Genomic DNA, 17,279 nt, shown 5'->3' on the forward strand with positions numbered 1-17,279 from the left:
CGGATCACTCCTCGTAATGCGGCGAGGGCAATTACGCCGTTGACGGCGGGCTTTTCGGCCAAGAATTGTCCGCCGTTCAACAATTCGGTCGCCGAAGGCTCAGAAGCACCTCAAAACTTGACGCCATTCCGCTTGCCGACGATGATCTTCGCTCAGTACGGGTGATCAACGGCGGTGTCCACGGGGGTGGTCTCATGACGGTCGCGGGTGACCGAAGTCGGCTTACAGAACTCGAATGGGGCGTGGCCGCGCAGTACCGCGCCTCCGGCGTGGAGCGCCCCGACCTCGCCGTCGCGGGGTCGCCGCGCTTCCAACGGTGGGCCCAGGACGTGAGCCAGGTGGTCGGGGTCACTCCGACGGCCCGGCGTCTCTCCCTGGGCTGGTCCGCCGTGCAGCCGGAGAACGCGCGGGAGTGGGACCGCGACGCGCTGAGCCGGTGCGACCGGACCCTGGACCTCTTCCTCGAGCAGGGTCTGGCGCCGTGCCTCAACCTGGTCCACATGGACCTGCCCCGCTGGGTCGACGAGCCCGGCGGCTGGCTGGTCAGGGACACGGCGGAGCGGTTCGCCGAGTACGCGGCCGAAATGGGGCGCCGTTTCGGAGACCGGGTGACCCGCTGGGTCACCGTCAGCGACATCGCCGCTCCGACGCTCGCCGACCGCGTGGCCGGCATGTTCGGCGGGGACCGGGGGATCGGCTCGGAAGGGCTGGTCGCCGTCCACCACGCGCTGCTGGGACACGGCCTGGCGCTCAGGGCGCTGCGCGCGTCCGGCGCCACGGCGCCGGCCGGACTCACCACCTCGCTCATCGCCGCCTACCCCGCCACGGACGACCCCTGGGACCGGCTGGCGGCCGAGCGCACGGAGTTCTGGGGAAACCGGCTGTTCCTCGACCCGCTGCTCCTCGGCCGGCACCTGGTCGGTGAGGACGGGCAATCGCCCGTCGGTGATTCGGGCGTCGTACGCCCGGGGGATCTGGAAGTCATCTCGACCCCGCAGGATTTCCTGGGCGTCTCCTGGCACGCTCCGCACTGCGTCACCGCGCCCGAGAATCTCCCCGCCCTGCAGGACCGGCTGAATTCCTTCCGCGAGCTGATGGAGCTCAACGGGATTCTGTCGCAACTCGACTTCGCGCTGGTGCCGTTCTCGGACGTCGAGACCACCTCCTACGGGTGGTCGATATTCCCCGAGTCGCTCGCGGACGGAATCGCGAGCCTCGACGACGTCTACGGCGACCGGCTGCCGCCGCTCCACGTGACCGACCACGGGCTCCAGGACCACGAGATCGTCGACGCCGACGGGCGGCCCGACCCCGCCCGCCGCCATGCCCTGCTGGAGGCCAAGCTGTTCTGGCTCCAGCGGGTCATGGAGAGCGGTGTGCGGGTCCGCGGCTACGAATACTGGTCCGTCTTCGACAACGCGTACTGGAAGCAGCGCTACGCCCGCCTCTACTCGGGCGCGGTGGGCAACGGACCCGGCGGATTCGTCAAGCCCCGGATCCCGCAGCAGTGGGTGCCGCGCTTCGCCGCCCCCGCGCACGAGGAGCCGGTCGGCTCCCCCTGCTAGGTGCGGTCCCGCGCCTGCGCCGCCTGTGCGGGCCGCGGGCGCGGGTCAGCCGATGATCGTACGGCCGCCCTCCAGGACGAGGGTCGCGCCGGTGAGATAGCGCATGCCGTCGTCCGCGAGGGAGACGACCGCGCGGCCGATGTCCTGCTCGGCGTCGCCGAGGCGGCCGAGCGGGATCTCCGACAGCACCTTCGCGTGGGCCTCCGGGTGCGCCTCGAAGTAGGCGGCGGCCCCGGGGCTCAGGGACACCGGGCAGATGACGTTGACCCGGATGTCGTACGGGCCCCACTCGCGGGCGGCGACCCGGGTCAGCCCGCGGATCGCCTCCTTGGCCATCGCGTAGGAGGCGAAGCCCTGCTGCCCGACGAGCGCGGCCGACGAGGCGAGGTTGATGACGCTGCCGCCGCGCCGCTTGAGGTGCGGCAGGGCCGCCCGCATCGCGTGGAAGGTGCCCAAGGGCCCGCTCCGGTAGGCGAGTTCCACGTCTTCGGCGGTGGTCTCCTCCAGGGGGCGCTGCACCAGGGACTGGGCGTTGTTCACCAGGATGTCCAGCCCGCCGAAGCTCTCGGCGGTCTCCGCGACGATGCGTTCGACGTCCTCGGGCCGGCCGACGTCGCCGACGACGGCGCAGCCGGGCGCACCCCGCTCCTCGATCTCGCGGACCACGCCCTCCAGGGTGCTCGCCGTGCGCCCGGCGACGGCGACCCGGGCGCCCTCGGAGGCCAGCGCCAGGGCGATGCCCCGGCCGATGCCCTGTCCGCCGCCGGTGACCAGGGCGGTACGGCCGGCCAGGCGCTGTGCAGAGGTCATGGGGTTCCGTTCTCCTTCTCGTTCTGTGTGTGCGGGTCGCGGCCCTCGGCCCCGTCGCCCCAGAAGGCTCCCCAGGTCGGGAAGGCCCGGGGCAGCGTGGGCTGTCCGGCCGGCGCCCAGTCCGCGAAGCCGACGGCCTGGGGCCGGTCGGCGACGTCGGCGGCGTACCAGTGCCGCTCGCGGCGCCGGGAGAAGAACCACTCGCCGTCCAGCCGCACGTAATCGTCGAAGTAGCAGATCGCCATCACGATCCAGCGGTCGCCGACCTCGTGCTCGGCCCGGCAGTAGACCGTCCCGCTCGCCTCCCGGGGCCCGTGCAGCTCGATGCGGTGCCCCGTGACGTGGTGCACCGACCTGCCGAACGTGCGCAGCAGGGGCTCGATGTGGCGCTTCAGCGTCTCGCGTCCCGTGCCCGCGGGGCCCATGTCGACGTCGGGCCGGAAGCAGTCGGCCCAGGCGTCCAGGTCACGTGAGTCGACGGCGATCGCGTAGCGGAACGCCAGTTGCTGGATGGCTAGTTGGGATTCGACGGCGGCCAGGCGCAGTTCGGTCTCCGGACTGGTCAACTCTGTCCCGCACCCTCTCACTCTAAGGTTCAAAGAGCTATATTGTCTAACTAATATAGCTGCTTGGGTAGTCGGAGGTAAGGGAGAGCAATGCCCGAAAGAGAGTTCCTCGATCCGGTGGCCGAGACCCTGTCCAGGGAGAGGCTGCTGGCGCTGCAGGAGGCACGCGTCCTCGAGTTGGTCCCGTACGCCTATGAACGCTCGGCCTTCTACCGGGAGTTGTGGGACCGCCACGGGGTCCACCCGCGCGACGTGCGCTCCCTCGAGGACTTCAGGCGACGCGTCCCCACGATGACCAAGGACATGGTCCGGGAGTTCCGGGACCGCACCGGCGACCCCTTCGGCGGGCTGCTCTGCGAGGACGTCTCGGAACTGACGTCCATCTCCTCCAGCTCCGGCACCACCGGCCGGCCCACCTTCTTCGCGGAGAAGTGGGACCTGTGCCCGCCGCTGCCCGCCGCGATGCTGCGCGACCTGTGGGGGCTCGGCCTGCGCCCCGGCGACCGGGTGCTGAGCCAGCCCGGCACCATCCGCAACCTGCTCGACTACGCGTTCCACGCGCTCGGCGCCACCGTCGTCGGCGTGGAGTCCGGACCCGGCCGGATGGCCGAGGTCGTCGAGGCGGCCCTGCACTACCGGCCCGCCTTCCTCCAGCTCACCTACGCCCAGGTCGTCGAACTCACCCGGCTCGCCGGCACGTACGACCTGCGGGAGGCCTTCTCCTCGCTGAAGGCGGCGGCCTTCGCCGGCGTGCCCATCAGCCGCAGACTGCGCCAGACCGTGAGCGAGGACTGGGGCGTCGAGCTGTACGAGTACACCAGCGCCGCGGACACCGGCATGGCCTGGGAGTGCGGCCGGCACGACGGCTTCCACCTCTGGGAGGACACGGTCCTCGCCGAGTGCCTCGACCCCCACACGGCGGCCGAGGTCGCGGACGGGGAGCTCGGCGAGCTCGTCGCGACCGACCTCGACGAGAACCCGGCGCCGCTGATCCGCTACCGCAGCGACGACCTGGTCCGGCTGAACCGGGCCGCGTGCGGCTGCGGGCGTACCCACGGGCGCATGTGGGTGATGGGCCGGTGCGGCGACGAGACCCTGGTCGGCGGCCGGCCGGTGACCCTGCGGGACATCGGCCTCGCCGTCGAGGACCAGCCCGAGTGCGCGGGCGGCGTGTTCCAGATCGTGCGCCCGCAGCGCGAACTGGAATCGCTCGTCGTCCGGGTGGGCCATCTGTGCGCGGGCTCCGACGCTCCGCCCGCCGACCTGGAGGAGCGGCTGCGGGGGGCGATCCACGAACGCACCGGCGTCACACCGGTGATCGAACTCCACACCGAGCAGGCGCTGCTGGCCGGCTCCAGCGGTGTGGGCAAGCTGACACGAGTGGTGAGGTCATGATGGTACGAGCGCAATCCCTGGCACGCACGAAGACCCTGATCCGGCCCGAGGTCGCCTACGTCGCGCGGTTCGACACGGACGGCGTGTCCCACGAGTTCAAGGTCACCTGGTCCGACATCGCCAGGGACACGCAATGGCTGCGGGAGCGCCTGGGAGCCTGGGGGATCGCCCCGGGGAAGCAGGTGCTGCTCTCGGCCTCCGGCCACGAAGGGGCCTGGTTCCTGCCCGTGATCAACGCGCTGAAGGCCCTCGGAGCCACGTACGCGATAGCCGAGGCGATGGCGTGGGACTGGCGCCGCTCGCTGGTGTTCCGCGAGGAACTGGAGCTCTACGCGGTGCTCGGGCTGTCCGGCGAGACGGTCGCCGAACAGGTCAAGGACCGCTCGGCACGCGAGATCTACGAGGACGTGCCCGTGGTCCTGGCCCGTCCGGCCGCCGTCGCGGGGCTGGCCGCCGCAGGGGTGAGCGCCGGTGTCCTGACCCCGCTGGGGCCCGCGCTGGCCGTGCAGTGCCCGGAGTCCCCGGGCGCCCACGTCGACGCGGCGCGCTGGTGGGTCGCCGAGCACCGGGGCCGCATCCACCTCTCCTCCCGCGCCGCCGGGCGGGGCACCGGCCTGCCCGACACCGGGCTGGGCATCGACGCCGAGGTGCGAGGCGGCCGCTGCGGCTGCGGGAGCACCGACCCGCGGGTCCTGCTGAGCTGACGAAGCGGCCCCGCGTCCCGGCCACAGCCGGGACGCGGAGCCGCTGGACCGGTCGACGTCAGACGGTGCGTTCCGGCACGAAGTGCGGCGCCGGGACGCCGTCCGCGACGGGCCGGAAGCTGACGGCGACCCGCATCCCGATGGCCACCTCCTCGGGAGGCACGTCGACGACGTGGGTCAGCAGGGCCGCGCCGTCGTCGAGGTCGACCACCGCCAGGGCGAACGGCACCTCGAACCCCGGGCCGGGCGCCCGGTGGACCACGCTGACCGAATAGACCGTGCCGCTGCCGGCACTGGGCTCCCACGACCACCGCGGGGACCAGCAGCCGGGGCAGACCGGCTCCGGCGTGAAGAACCGCAGACCGCACGCGGCGCACACCGGTACGACCAGCCTGCCCTCCCGGGCGGCCTGCCAGAACGGCCGGGTCAGCTCGCTCGGCCGGGGAACGGGACGGGCCATCACCGGCTCCTTCCGAGCAGGCACATCTCGTAGTGCTGCGCCCCGGAGCCCGCGTTGGCGACCAGGGCCACCTCGGTCCCGGCCACCTGGTGGACGGCCGTGCCCCGGAGCTGGCGTACGGCCTCCACCACGCGCAGCGTCATCTGCTGGGTGCCGTTCCACGCGTAGGACAGGCAGCCGCCGTCGGGATTGACCGGGTGTCTGCCGTCCCGGGCGATCGCCCCGCCGGCCGCGAGGGGACCGCCCTCGCCCTCCCCGCACAGGCCCAGCACTTCGAGCTGCCGGATGACCTCGAAGGAGTTCGGGTCGTAGAGGGAGAACACGTCGACCTCCTGCGGCCCCACCCCGGCCCGGGCGTAGCAGCGGGCCGCGCCCCCGGCGCCGATGCGCCCCACCTCGCGGTAGAGCGCGGGATTCACGTACGCGGCGTGGTGGTACTCCATCGCGCCCGACAGCACCGCCACCGCAGGCCGGGGCAGGTCGCGGGCCCGCTCCGCGGTGGTGACGACGAACGCGGCCCCGCCCTCGCCGACGATGCAGCAGTCCAGCAGCCGCAGCGGGCTGGCGATCAGCCGGGAGGCCAGCACGTCCGCCGCCGTGTACGGGCCGCGCCCGTACATCATGGCCTCGGGGTTGGCGGCGCCGTTGTTGCGCAGGGTGGCGGACACCAGCGCCAGCTGCTCGGGCGTGGTGCCGAACTCGTGCATGTGCCGGGCCGCCACGAGGGCGAACTGGGGCACCACGTACGCCCCCCACACATCGGTGAACTCAAGGGCCCGGCCGGCTCCCACCGGCGTGTTGTCCACGCCCCGGGAGACCAGCCGGCAGCCGCCCACCACGACGGTGTCGGCGTACCCCGACCGCACCGCCGAGGCGGCCTTGAGCAGCCCCCGGACACCGGCGTTGTCCATGAAGGAATCGCTGGTCCAGTGCAGGGCGCCGCCGAACAGCCGGGCCCAGGAGGCGCCGTCGTCCGCGGCGCCGCCCGGTCCCGGCCAGTCCAGCTGCGCGCCGTCGACGTCGGACGGCTCCAGACCGGCGTCGGCCACCGCCCCGCGGGCCGCCTCCAGGGCGAGGTCCATCGCACTGCGGTGCGGCAGGGACAGTGCCTGCTCGGTCGCGTGCACGCCGACGATGACGGGCCTGCGGTCCGTCACGTCAGCGCCCCGGGCCCAGCGTCTCGGAGCCGGGGTAGCCCCCGCCCCCGTACGCCTCGTCGAGCGCGTCGTAGTCCGTCGCGCCGGCCGGGGTGCGCGGCAGGGCGGCGGTGAACTCGACCGTCTTGGGCTTCTTGTACGAGGCGATCAGGGTCCGGCAGTGCTCGATGACCTCCTGCTCCGTCACCTCACAGCCCTCGCGGACCGCGACGACCGCCTTCACCTCCTGTGCCCAGCGCTCGTTGGGCACCCCGATGACGGCGACCTCGCGGACGGCGGGGTGCTGCCCGATGCAGTTCTCCACCTCCGCGGGGAAGATGTTCTCCGCCGCCGACTTGAGCATGCGGGTGGTGGTGCCCAGGAAGGTGAGGGAACCGTCCGCCTCCCGGCGGCCCAGGTCGGTGGTGTGCCACCAGCCGGACCGGAAGCGGTGCGCGTTGGTCTCAGGCCGGTTCCAGTAGCCGCGGTGCACCAGCGTGCCCCGGGCGCAGATCTCCCCGGCCTCTCCGACGGCGCACTCGCGTCCCCCGGTGTCGAGGATCCGTACCGACAGGAGGGGCCCGGGCCGGCCCGCGTTGCCGAGGGCCGGGCCGCCGAACGCGGCGGTGACGGAGAAGCCGGACAGCTCGGTCTGGCCGTAACCGCGCCCCTGCGCGCCGCCGCTGCGGGTGAAGCGGCTGGTGTCGGGGGTGGCCATGCCCTCCCAGAGGTGCGGCGCCACCGTGACGCGCAGCCGGGAGAGGTCGTGGCCCGCCCGGTGGTTGCGGCGTACGACCTCCGCGACCGTGGGCGGCATCAGGAACGCGTGGGTGCACTCCTCGGCGGCCAGCAGTCCGAGCACCTCGTCTGGGTCCACCCGGCGCACGATGACGTTCTTGCCGGCCATCAGGAGCGTCGGCATCCCCCAGAACTGGTAGTTGCCGATGTGGAACATCGGGCCCGAGTTGAGGAAGACCGTGCTCTCGTCGATGTCGCCCAGCCACGCGGCCGTGGCGGCCATGCCCAGCAGGTTGGCGTGGGAGAGCATCGAGCCGCACTGCTGCCCGCTCATGGCGGCCGTGTACAGCACCAGGACGGGCGAGTCGGGGTCGACGTCCTGCGCGGGGTCCGACGGGTCGCCGCCGGCCAGGAAGGCCTCGTACCCCTCGGGGTCCTCCGGCGCGGTGTCGTGGCGCAGCCAGCGGGCCGTGTCCTCGGCCCCCAGGGCGGCCCGGGTGGCGGCCACGGTCTCGTGGATCTCCTGGTGCTGCCAGACCACGACGCTCGGGCCGAAGTCGCGGAGCGCGAACTCCATCTCCGGGGGCGCCCAGCGCCAGTAGCCCACGCACACCATGGCGCCGATCTTGGCGGCCGCGGCGATCAGTTCGTAGACCCGGAACGAGTTCTGTCCCAGCCACATGATCCGGTCGCCGCGGCCGACCCCCGACGCCGCCAGGGAGTTGGCCAGCCGGTTCACCCGGTCGTCCAGCTCCGGCCAGGTGAGCCGGACCGGCCCGTCGACCAGGGCGGTGCGCCCGGGGTGCGACCTGCGGTGTTCCCTCAGGACGTCACCGATGGTCGTCTGCTGCATGGTGTGCTCCTCGGCGCTCGGGGCGGCGGATCAGAAGGTCGCCGGCATGGCCGGCACGGTGAACAGGTCGGTGAAGTTGCGCCGGGTGATGAGCTCGCGCACCTCGGGGTCCACGTCGGCGAACAGCTCCGTCACCACCTGCTGGGTGTGCGGGAACGTGCCTTCCAGGTGCGGGTAGTCGCTGCCCCACAGCACGTTGGTGTAGTTCATCGCCGTGACGGCGCCGATCGCCGTCTCGTCGTGCTGGAAGGACGCGTACACCTGCCGCCGGACGAGCTCGCCGGGCAGCATGGAGAGCTTGGGGCGGACGAACATGCCGTGCTGGCGGTACGCCTCGTCCATGCGGTCGGCGAGGGCGGGGACCCAGGCGCAGCCGGCCTCGGCGATGAGGACGCGCAGCCCGGGGTGGCGGTCCAGGACCCCGGAGGCGACCAGCTGCGTCACGGCGCGCTGGGCGGGGAAGAGGGTCTCGACGTAGTTGATGACGGCTCCGCCGGGGCCGCGGGCCACCACGGTGTCGGCGCCGGTGCCGATGTGGATGCTGATCGTGATCCCGGCTTCCGCCGCGGCCGCCCACAGCGGTTCCCACACCTCGTTGTTGAACTCCCGCCCGGCGGGCGGGCTGGCGGCCAGGAAGACCGTCTGGTAGCCCATGGCGGCGACGCGGTGCAGCTCGGCCACCGCGTCGTCGGTGTCGAGCATGGACACCATGGCCGCACCGACCAGCCGCGGCGACAGGGACAGGAAGTCGGACTTGAGCCAGTCGTTGTAGACCTTGATGCACTCCCGGGCCAGCACCGGGTCGGTCATCACGGCGGTCCACAGCCCGCGGGAGGGGAAGACCACCTCTCCCCAGATGCCCTGGTCGTCGAGGTCCTTGAGGCGGATGTGGTGGTCCAGGGCGCCCGGCGGGCGCATGGCGTCGGCGAAGTCCAGCGGATCCCGCCGGACGACCTGGCCGTCCACGTACACCGTCTCGCGACCGTCCTTGCGCTCGGTGCGCGGTGCCCGGGGCCGCAGGGCGGCGGGCAGGGCCCGCTCCCAGAGGTCGTCGGGCTCCAGGACGTGCGAGTCGGCAGAGTTGAGCCAGAGCTTTTCCACGTGCTTCTCCAGAGTTGAATCGGTCAGGGGCCCGGGACGGCGGGCCGGGCGACCGGCCGGGGGCCGGAAGTCATCGGACGAGATGGGCGTCCGTCAGTACGGGCGCGTCGGCGCGCTCCGGGGCGGTGGCCAGGATCCGGATCTCGGACCCCTCGTCCCACATCCGGACGCACAGGGGCTCGCCGGGGTGGAAGACGCCGGCGAAGCGCGCCCCGTACGCCGCCACGCGCGCGGCGTCGCCGCCGAGACAGGTGTCGACCACGGCCTTGAGCGTCATGCCGAAGGTGCACAGGCCGTGCAGGATGGGGCGGTCGAAACCCGCCGCGCGGGCCGCTTCGGGGTCGGCGTGCAGGGGGTTGAAGTCACCGCTCAGCCGGTACAGGAGCGCCTGGTCCTCGCGGGTCGCCACGCGCACCTCGTGATCGGGCGCCCGGTCGGGCGCCGGGCGCCGGCGGTCGGGGCCCGGACCGCCGCCGAAACCCCCCTCGCCGAGCAGGTGGGCGTCGCCCTCCGCGGTCCACAGCGGGCCCTGCTCGTCGCTCACTTCGGAACGCAGGACCACCACCGCGGCGCTGCCGCGGTCCAGCACCTCGGTGACCCGGGTGCTCTGGACGGCCTTCCCCCGGGCCGGGAGCGGGCGGTGGACCGTGATGCGCTGCCCGCTGTGCAGCAGCCGGGCGGTGCGCAGGTCGATCCCGGGCACGGCGCAGCCGCCGCCGGCGGCCTGCCCGCCCCCCGCGACGGTGGCGAAGGAGGGCAGGACCTGGAGTCCGCGCTCCAGGGTGTACCGCAGTTCGGCCGGGTCGGTCGCGGGACGGCCCGCGCCGATCCCCAGGTGGTAGAGGAGGACGTCGCGGTGGTCCCAGGTCAGCTGGGCCACCACGGGCTCGGCCGCGAGGGCGGCCTGGACATCAAGGGGCATGGGAAGGGCCTCGGTTCGGCGCGGCGCGGAGCTACAGCGCGAGGAGCGGAATGGCGCAGAGCAGCAGATCGCCGACCATCGCCAGCGAGAGGCTGTGCTTGCGCATCTGGGACTCGTGCGGGAGGTTCTCCCGCGAGATGTTCCGGATCTGGGTGATCTTGTCCACGAGGAAGGCGGCGCCCGCCACGACGCCGAACAGGGCCCAGCCCGGCCCCAGCGGCCAGAGCCCGGCGCCGACGAACAGCAGCCCCACGGCCGTCCACAGGCAGGCCACCACGAGCGCGTGGCGGGGACCGTGCTGCACGGCGGGCGTGCGGTCACCGGCCTTGGCGTCGCCGATGAGGTCGGGGATGCACCACCACAGGGAACGGCCGAACAGCAGGATGCCCAGCCCGGTGAGGAACAGCCAGGCCGCGAGCGGCACGTCCGGGCGCACGGCGGCGTACGTGGAGAGGGCCGGCAGGAAGGCGAACGTGGCCCCGAAGTAGGCCGGGTTGGCGTACCCGCGCCGCTTGAGCCGGATCGGTTCGAGGTTGTAGGCGAGGTGCAGCAGGATCGACAGGGCCACGCCCACGGCCACCAGCGGGCGTCCCAGCCAGACCGAGACCCACAGGGACAGCGCCATGGCGAGGGTCTTCTCCAGACCCGCGCACAGGAACGCGGTGCGCACGCTCAGGTGCTGGGTGGCCCGCGCGATGCTCTCCTTGCCCAGCGTGTGGGTGTCGGCCCGGATGTCCAGGCCGGCGTTGAGCGGGTTCTGCGAGACGATCGCGACGATGTTGGCGAAGAGCGCGATCAGCACGGGCGCGTCGAGGAGGTCGGCCGGGCTCGTCGCCGCCAGGCAGGCACCCCACAGCACGTGGCAGAGGTAGATGATCGGGAAGGGGTATTCCAGCCGGTGGATGCGGATGATGCTCCGCAGCCGTACGTTGGGCTGGCTGGGCAGTTCAGTCGTCACGCCGGACACGCAGTCACCATCATTCTCAGGGATTCGCTGGGGCCCATGGCCGGTCCGCGCAGCTGCGGCACCCCGGCCTCCGGGTTCACACACGTGATCTCGCGCTGGCGAAGGACGGCCGCCACGACCATCCGCATCTCCAGCATCGCCAGGTCCGCACCCAGGCAGCGCCGGGTGCCGCCGCCGAACGGCAGGTACTCCTGGGCGGACTTGCGCTTGCCGAGGAAGCGGTACGGGTCGAAGCGCTCGGGCTCGGGGTAGAGGTCCGGCTGCTGATGAGCCAGGTAGATGCAGGGGGTGAGGCGGGTGCCGGCCGGGAGGTGCTCCCCGCCGATCTCCCGGTCCTCCTCCAGCACCCGGTTGCCCGCCACCACCGCCGGCGGGGAGATGCGCAGGGCCTCCCGGCAGGCGGCGTCCAGGAGCGGCACGTCCTCCGCGCTCGCGCCGCTGGAGGAGGTGGCCGCCAGCTCGTCGACGATCTCCCGCCGGACCCCGTCGTGCCGGGCGAGCCAGAACAGCGTCCAGGCGATGGAGGACGCGGTGGTCTCGTGCCCGGCGAACAGCAACGACACGATCTGGTCGCGCAGTTCCCCGTGGCCCAGCGTCCCCAGGGGTTCCTCGCCGCTGCTCAGCACCTCGGCCAGCGTGGAGGGGGAAGCGGGCGTCCGGTCCCCGGCGGCCCTCTCTCCGGGGGACGGCGCCGTCCGGCCGGTGACCGGACAGACGAGCTCCTTGTCGAGGCTCTCGCGCCGGCGTACGAACGTCCCCCAGGGAGAGGGCACCTGGGCGGGCAGCCGCAGGTACCGGTACGCGAGGGTGCGGCCGCGGGAGCCCAGCACCCCCTCGATCCACGAGGTGAACCGGTGCAGGAGGGCGTCGTCCACCGGCCCCAGAATGATCTGGCTGACGATGTCGAGGGTGAGCCGCCGGGTCCACTCGGGCACCTCGAACACGGTGCCCGGCTCCAGCCGGTCGATGGCCGCCTGGGTGGCCTCCGCGATGAGCCCCTCGTAGCCGCGCAGCTGGCGTCCGCGCAGCCGCGGGCCGATGACCTGCCGGTACGCGGCGTGCCGCGGGCCGTTGGCGAACAGCAGGGACGTTTCGCCCACCAGCGGGCCGAGGGTGTCGCTGCCCTCCAGCGTCATGTCCTTGTCGCCGCGGAAGATCTGGCCGATCATCTCCGGCTTCCACACCAGCAGGGACCGCTTGGGCGCGCTGCTCAGCTCGGCCACCCCGCTGGGGTTCTGCTTGTGGCCGTCCAGGAACGACAGCGTGCGGAAGGCGAACCGGTACTTGGCTGCGCGCGCGCTCACCGGGCACCGCCGGAAGCGGCCTCGCCGAGCGCGAGCGCCGCGAGCCGGGCCGCCCGGATGACCGTCACCGGGGCGTAGATGTCCTTGTCGTGCCACAGGCCCGGGTAACCGGCCGGGTCGTCGTGGTCCGTCAGCCAGGCGCACCCGCGCGTCGCCGCGGCGACCGCGGCGGTACGGTCCTGCGGCGCGGCGGCCCGCAGCAGGAGCTGCACCATGTAGGCGGTCTCCTCGGTCGTGCCCTGCCAGCGGCCCCACGAGCCGTCCGCGCGCTGGGTCTCCAGCGCCCACCGCACGGCGCGCCCGGCCGCCTCGCGGGCGGCGGGGCCGGCACCGAACTCGGCGAGGGCCAGCGCGCAGCAGGCCGTGGCGTAGTACGGCGAGGCGTGCCACTTGTCGGTCCAGCTGCCGTCGGGCAGCTGGTTCTCCAGCAGCCAGGTGGTGATCATGCGGATGTCCGCCTCGTAGCGGTCGCCGTCCTCCGGGCGTATCGCGCAGTAGTGGCCCAGGGCCTCCAGAATGTGCGCGTTGGTGCTGGTGGAGGGGGTGCGCTCGACGCCGAAGCAGGAGAAGTAGCCGTCCCGGCGGAAGTGCAGCAGGCTGTCGGGGCGGTGCGGCCGGCCGTGCTGGGCCAGGGCGAACAGGACCGCGGCGGTGTCGTCGGAGTCGGTCGGCAGGCCCGGCGCCGCGGGGACGCCCGTCTCGGTGAGGCCCGCTTCGAGGCAGTCCAGGAGGGCGGCCGGGACCTCGTAGTCCAGCCCGGAAGCGGCAAGGGAGTTGAGCACCCAGGCGCGCTCGAAGTACACGATCGGGGTGATGGACGGCACCGGCCCGCCGAACCGCTCGTGGAGGGCGGCCAGGTACGCGGCGCCCCGGGCGTCGCGCTCCGGCGCACCGCCCAGCCAGGCCGCGGTGGCGGCGGGGGAGCAGCCGACGGAGCCCTCGTGCGGGCGGGCCCCGCAGGCACCGTCGCGGCTGAAGGCCTCCAGGGAGTGCCAGAGCTTCTCGGGCAGCGCGTCCCGCTCGGCCAGGGTCCGTACGTGGGCCAGCAGGGCCCCGTCCAGGTCGGGCGCCGCCGAGGTCAGGGTGACACCGGCCCAGGGGCCGAGCTTGTCGGCCGCCGAGGACGGCAGGGCGGCCAGCAGGGCGTTGATGTCCGCGAGCAGCGCGGGGCCGACGAACTCCACGCCGATGGTGTCCGGTACCTCGCCGTCCAGCAGGCCGCCCTGGAGGGCGTCCAGCCCCGCGGAGCAGGCGGCGGCCAGCTCCGCGCGGCCCTGCGCCGCCGGGGCGGCGCCGGGGCGCGCCAGCTCGCGGAGCAGGGCTTCCACCGCGCTGAGCGTGGGGACCAGGCCGTAGCCGTCCGGGGATCCCCAGCTGCCGTCCTCGTTCTGCTCGTTTATCAGGTAGTCCAGGCGCCGCTCGTGGCCGTCGAGCCCGGGCGCGAGGGAGACCAGCCGCGCGGTGTCGTACACCGAGGGGGCCACCAGCCCCCAGGGGTCGGCGGCGGTCGTGGCGAGGAGGGCTGCGGCCTCGGCGTCGTGAACGGCGGGCGTGGACTGGGTGGGGGCTTCGAGCACGGCTCTCCCTCTCGTCGGGCGACGGCCTGACGGACGACGCAATGATCGGCTGAATCATTTATATAATCCAACTTAGGCTGTTAGTGTCGCAAGCTCGTTAGTACACATGGAGTTGGGGGTTGGTGTGGCGGGTCTGGTGTGGGAGCCGACGTCGGCTGGTTGGGGTGCGCGGGTCGAGCTGGACCTGCGGGAGCCGTTGGATGCGGGGCGCGCGCAGGAGCTGGTGGAGCTGTTCCGTGCGCGGCACCTGCTGGTGTTCTCGGGTCAGGGCTTCTCGATGGAGGAGCAGATCCGGTTCATGGGGCACTTGGGGCCGGTGCTGCACGAGGAGGGCTCCGGCATCGGCTATGTGTCGAACGTGAAGGAGGGGGCGGCGCTCGGTACGAGTGAGCTGTCCTTCCATTCGGACACGGGTCACTGCGCGGTGCCGTTGCAGGCGGTGTCGTTGTTCGCGGAGGACGTCGAGGGGTCGGTGACGGGGACGCGGTTCGCGAACATGGCGGCCGCGTATGGCCGGTTGTCGGCGGATTTGCGGGCGCGGGTGGCGGGTCTGGTGTGTGAGAACGCGATGCCGATGTCGCTCGACGGCCGCAATGTGGGGCTTGAGGTGCGCGACGGCATGCCGCGTGCGGAGCATCCGGTGGTGTGGCGTCATCCGGTGTCGGGTGAGCCGGCGTTGATGGTGAATGCGAATCAGACGACTCGGATCGTGGGGCTCGGGGCGGCGGAGAGTCGTGCTCTGCTGGAGGAGTTGTTCGAGGTCATGTATGCCGGGGCGGGCGTGTACGAGCACGTGTGGCGGCAGGGTGATGTGGTGGTGTGGCACAACCTGGCGGTGCAGCACGCGCGTGGTGATCTGGGCGGTAACGGGCGGCGGACGCTGCGGCGGGTCGCGCTCGGTGAGAAGGGTTTCTGGGAGCAGTGCCCGACCCTGCGCTACGCCGACTTCGAAAACCACCGGAAGGCGGCCGAGGGCAAGGCTCCGGCCGCATGAGGCGCACCCTCTTCACGCCGGAGCACGAGCAGTTCCGTGAGACGGCGCGCGCCTTCTACCTGCGCGAATGCGTACCCCATGCGGAGAAGTGGGAACGCGAGGGCGTGGTGAGCCGCGAGGCGTGGCGGGCTGCCGGCGCGGCCGGGCTCCTCGGCTGGCAGTTCCCCGAGGAGTACGGCGGCCAAGGCGTCAGCGACTTCCGCTACAACGTCATCATGGCCGAGGAGATGGCCGCCACGGGCGCGGTCGGCATCGGCCTGGGGCTCCAGAACGACGTACTGCCCTCCTACTTGTCGCACCTCACCGCCGAGCAGCGCGGCCGCTGGCTGCCGGGGATCATCTCCGGCGAGACCGTGTGCGCGCTCGCCCTCTCCGAGCCGGAGGCCGGCTCGGACCTGAAGGGGATGCGCACCACCGCCCGGCGCGACGGCGACCACTACGTGCTGAGCGGCCAGAAGACCTTCATCACCAACGGGATCCTCGCCGACTTCGTGATCGTCGCCTGCAAGACGGACCCGGCGGCGGGGCGCAAGGGCATCAGCCTGATCGTCGTGGAGCGCGGGATGCCGGGCTTCGAGCGGGGCCGCCGCCTGGACAAGGTGGGGCTGAGGTCGCAGGACACGGCCGAGCTGCACTTCGACGAGGTCCGGGTGCCCGTGGAGAACCTCCTCGGTGAGGAGGGGGCGGGGTTCGGCTACATGATGCAGAACCTGCCGAACGAGCGGATCGCCATCGCGGTCAGCGCGCTGTCCGGCGCCAACCGTGCCTTCGAGCTGGCCCTCGAGTACGCCAGGACCCGGACCGCGTTCGGGCAGCCCATCGGCACGTTCCAGGCCAACCGGTTCGCCCTGGCCGACCTGCGGGCCCGGCTCGATGCGGCGCAGGCCTACGTGGACGCCTGCACCATGGCCCTCGTCGACGGGAGCCTCACGGCGGTCGACGCGGCCGCGGCCAAGTACTGGACCACGGAGACCTCCTGGCAGGTCATCGACCGCTGCGTCCAGCTGTTCGGCGGCTACGGGTACATCAACGAGTACGAGATCGCCCGCATCTGGCGCGACAACCGGGTCCAGCGGATCTTCGGCGGGACCTCGGAGATCATGCAGGAGATCGTGGGCCGCTCGCTCGGCCTCTGATCAACCCATCCGTTTAATCAGTTAGATAATCTAACTCGGAGTGCTAAGCTCTCAAGAGTTGCAGTGGCACGTGCCGGAGAAGTTGATACGTGGGGGTTGGTGTGGCGGGTCTGGTGTGGGAGCCGACGTCGGCTGGTTGGGGTGCGCGGGTCGAGCTGGACCTGCGGGAGCCGTTGGATGCGGGGCGCGCGCAGGAGCTGGTGGAGCTGTTCCGTGCGCGGCACCTGCTGGTGTTCTCGGGTCAGGGCTTCTCGATGGAGGAGCAGATCCGGTTCATGGGGCACTTGGGGCCGGTGCTGCACGAGGAGGGCTCCGGCATCGGCTATGTGTCGAACGTGAAGGAGGGGGCGGCGCTCGGTACGAGTGAGCTGTCCTTCCATTCGGACACGGGTCACTGCGCGGTGCCGTTGCAGGCGGTGTCGTTGTTCGCGGAGGACGTCGAGGGGTCGGTGACGGGGACGCGGTTCGCGAACATGGCGGCCGCGTATGGCCGGTTGTCGGCGGATTTGCGGGCGCGGGTGGCGGGTCTGGTGTGTGAGAACGCGATGCCGATGTCGCTCGACGGCCGCAATGTGGGGCTTGAGGTGCGCGACGGCATGCCGCGTGCGGAGCATCCGGTGGTGTGGCGTCATCCGGTGTCGGGTGAGCCGGCGTTGATGGTGAATGCGAATCAGACGACTCGGATCGTGGGGCTCGGGGCGGCGGAGAGTCGTGCTCTGCTGGAGGAGTTGTTCGAGGTCATGTATGCCGGGGCGGGCGTGTACGAGCACGTGTGGCGGCAGGGTGATGTGGTGGTGTGGCACAACCTGGCGGTGCAGCACGCGCGTGGTGATCTGGGCGGTAACGGGCGGCGGACGCTGCGGCGGGTCGCGCTCGGTGAGAAGGGTTTCTGGGAGCAGTGCCCGACCCTGCGCTACGCCGACTTCGAAAACCACCGCAAGTCCGCGTAACCGCCCCGCGCCCCCCGTAACCGCCCCGCGCCCCGCGCCCCGCGCCCCGCGCCCCCGCCCCGTCCCCACCCCGCGTCGCGAGGCGACGCAGCTTGTGTCCG

General features: G+C 72.2%; 16 protein-coding genes. 6 read left to right on the forward strand and 10 right to left on the reverse strand.

Annotated elements, in window-relative coordinates:
• Positions 1-194 precede the first annotated feature (194 nt).
• A complete protein-coding gene (locus ACZ45T_RS15845) occupies positions 195-1,565 on the forward strand; it encodes a glycoside hydrolase family 1 protein (protein WP_468441489.1) in 1,371 nt (456 codons plus the stop codon).
• Positions 1,566-1,610: 45 nt separating this feature from the next.
• On the opposite strand, the gene ACZ45T_RS15850 is transcribed toward ACZ45T_RS15845, so the two are convergent.
• Together ACZ45T_RS15850 and ACZ45T_RS15855 are read right to left on the reverse strand one after the other, a co-directional pair.
• On the reverse strand, positions 1,611-2,375 hold the full coding sequence (locus tag ACZ45T_RS15850) for an SDR family NAD(P)-dependent oxidoreductase (protein ID WP_468441491.1): 765 nt from the start codon (positions 2,373-2,375) through the stop codon (positions 1,611-1,613).
• Positions 2,372-2,941: a nuclear transport factor 2 family protein gene (locus tag ACZ45T_RS15855; RefSeq protein WP_468441493.1), complete on the reverse strand. Its 570-nt coding sequence runs from the start codon at positions 2,939-2,941 to the stop codon at positions 2,372-2,374. The genes ACZ45T_RS15850 and ACZ45T_RS15855 overlap by 4 nt, the downstream gene beginning before the upstream one ends.
• A 90-nt stretch (positions 2,942-3,031) precedes the next feature.
• On the opposite strand from ACZ45T_RS15855, the gene ACZ45T_RS15860 reads away from it, so the two are divergent.
• Together ACZ45T_RS15860 and ACZ45T_RS15865 are read left to right on the forward strand one after the other, a co-directional pair.
• Entirely contained in the window at positions 3,032-4,336 is a 1,305-nt protein-coding gene (locus ACZ45T_RS15860) for a phenylacetate--CoA ligase family protein (RefSeq protein WP_468441495.1), read from the forward strand.
• Positions 4,333-5,040 carry a hypothetical protein gene (locus tag ACZ45T_RS15865; RefSeq protein ID WP_468441497.1) on the forward strand — a complete coding sequence of 236 codons (708 nt, stop codon included), beginning with the start codon at positions 4,333-4,335 and terminating at the stop codon, positions 5,038-5,040. The genes ACZ45T_RS15860 and ACZ45T_RS15865 overlap by 4 nt, the downstream gene beginning before the upstream one ends.
• A gap of 58 nt (positions 5,041-5,098) precedes the next feature.
• Here ACZ45T_RS15865 and ACZ45T_RS15870 read toward each other — a convergent pair whose 3' ends face one another.
• The 8 genes from ACZ45T_RS15870 to ACZ45T_RS15905 all read right to left on the reverse strand — a co-directional run bounded on the left by ACZ45T_RS15870 (position 5,099) and on the right by ACZ45T_RS15905 (position 14,098).
• The gene (locus tag ACZ45T_RS15870) at positions 5,099-5,500 is read right to left on the reverse strand and encodes a Zn-ribbon domain-containing OB-fold protein (protein ID WP_468441499.1); all 402 of its coding nucleotides are present in this window, start codon (positions 5,498-5,500) and stop codon (positions 5,099-5,101) included.
• Positions 5,500-6,657 carry a thiolase family protein gene (locus ACZ45T_RS15875; RefSeq protein WP_468441501.1) on the reverse strand — a complete coding sequence of 386 codons (1,158 nt, stop codon included), beginning with the start codon at positions 6,655-6,657 and terminating at the stop codon, positions 5,500-5,502. The genes ACZ45T_RS15870 and ACZ45T_RS15875 overlap by 1 nt, the downstream gene beginning before the upstream one ends.
• A gap of 1 nt (position 6,658) precedes the next feature.
• Positions 6,659-8,227: an AMP-binding protein gene (locus ACZ45T_RS15880; protein ID WP_468441503.1), complete on the reverse strand. Its 1,569-nt coding sequence runs from the start codon at positions 8,225-8,227 to the stop codon at positions 6,659-6,661.
• Between the two features lie 30 nt (positions 8,228-8,257).
• A complete protein-coding gene (locus ACZ45T_RS15885) occupies positions 8,258-9,328 on the reverse strand; it encodes an amidohydrolase family protein (RefSeq protein ID WP_468441505.1) in 1,071 nt (356 codons plus the stop codon).
• Between the two features lie 70 nt (positions 9,329-9,398).
• The gene (locus ACZ45T_RS15890) at positions 9,399-10,250 is read right to left on the reverse strand and encodes a MaoC/PaaZ C-terminal domain-containing protein (RefSeq protein ID WP_468441507.1); all 852 of its coding nucleotides are present in this window, start codon (positions 10,248-10,250) and stop codon (positions 9,399-9,401) included.
• Between the two features lie 31 nt (positions 10,251-10,281).
• The gene (locus ACZ45T_RS15895; RefSeq protein WP_468441509.1) at positions 10,282-11,208 is read right to left on the reverse strand and encodes a UbiA prenyltransferase family protein; all 927 of its coding nucleotides are present in this window, start codon (positions 11,206-11,208) and stop codon (positions 10,282-10,284) included.
• Positions 11,205-12,521 carry a cytochrome P450 gene (locus ACZ45T_RS15900; protein ID WP_468441511.1) on the reverse strand — a complete coding sequence of 439 codons (1,317 nt, stop codon included), beginning with the start codon at positions 12,519-12,521 and terminating at the stop codon, positions 11,205-11,207. Before ACZ45T_RS15900 ends, ACZ45T_RS15895 begins: the two co-directional genes overlap by 4 nt.
• Positions 12,518-14,098, reverse strand: coding sequence for a prenyltransferase (locus ACZ45T_RS15905; RefSeq protein ID WP_468441513.1), 1,581 nt, complete (start codon positions 14,096-14,098; stop codon positions 12,518-12,520). Before ACZ45T_RS15905 ends, ACZ45T_RS15900 begins: the two co-directional genes overlap by 4 nt.
• Before the next feature lie 124 nt (positions 14,099-14,222).
• On the opposite strand from ACZ45T_RS15905, the gene ACZ45T_RS15910 reads away from it, so the two are divergent.
• From ACZ45T_RS15910 to ACZ45T_RS15920, 3 genes are all read left to right on the forward strand, one after another.
• The gene (locus ACZ45T_RS15910; protein WP_468441515.1) at positions 14,223-15,092 is read left to right on the forward strand and encodes a TauD/TfdA dioxygenase family protein; all 870 of its coding nucleotides are present in this window, start codon (positions 14,223-14,225) and stop codon (positions 15,090-15,092) included.
• A complete protein-coding gene (locus ACZ45T_RS15915; protein WP_468441517.1) occupies positions 15,089-16,228 on the forward strand; it encodes an acyl-CoA dehydrogenase family protein in 1,140 nt (379 codons plus the stop codon). Before ACZ45T_RS15910 ends, ACZ45T_RS15915 begins: the two co-directional genes overlap by 4 nt.
• Positions 16,229-16,329: 101 nt before the next feature.
• Entirely contained in the window at positions 16,330-17,178 is an 849-nt protein-coding gene (locus tag ACZ45T_RS15920) for a TauD/TfdA dioxygenase family protein (RefSeq protein ID WP_468441519.1), read from the forward strand.
• Positions 17,179-17,279: the final 101 nt, after the last annotated feature.

The sequence above is a fragment of the Streptomyces sp. NPDC030995 genome (genome assembly GCF_055571215.1).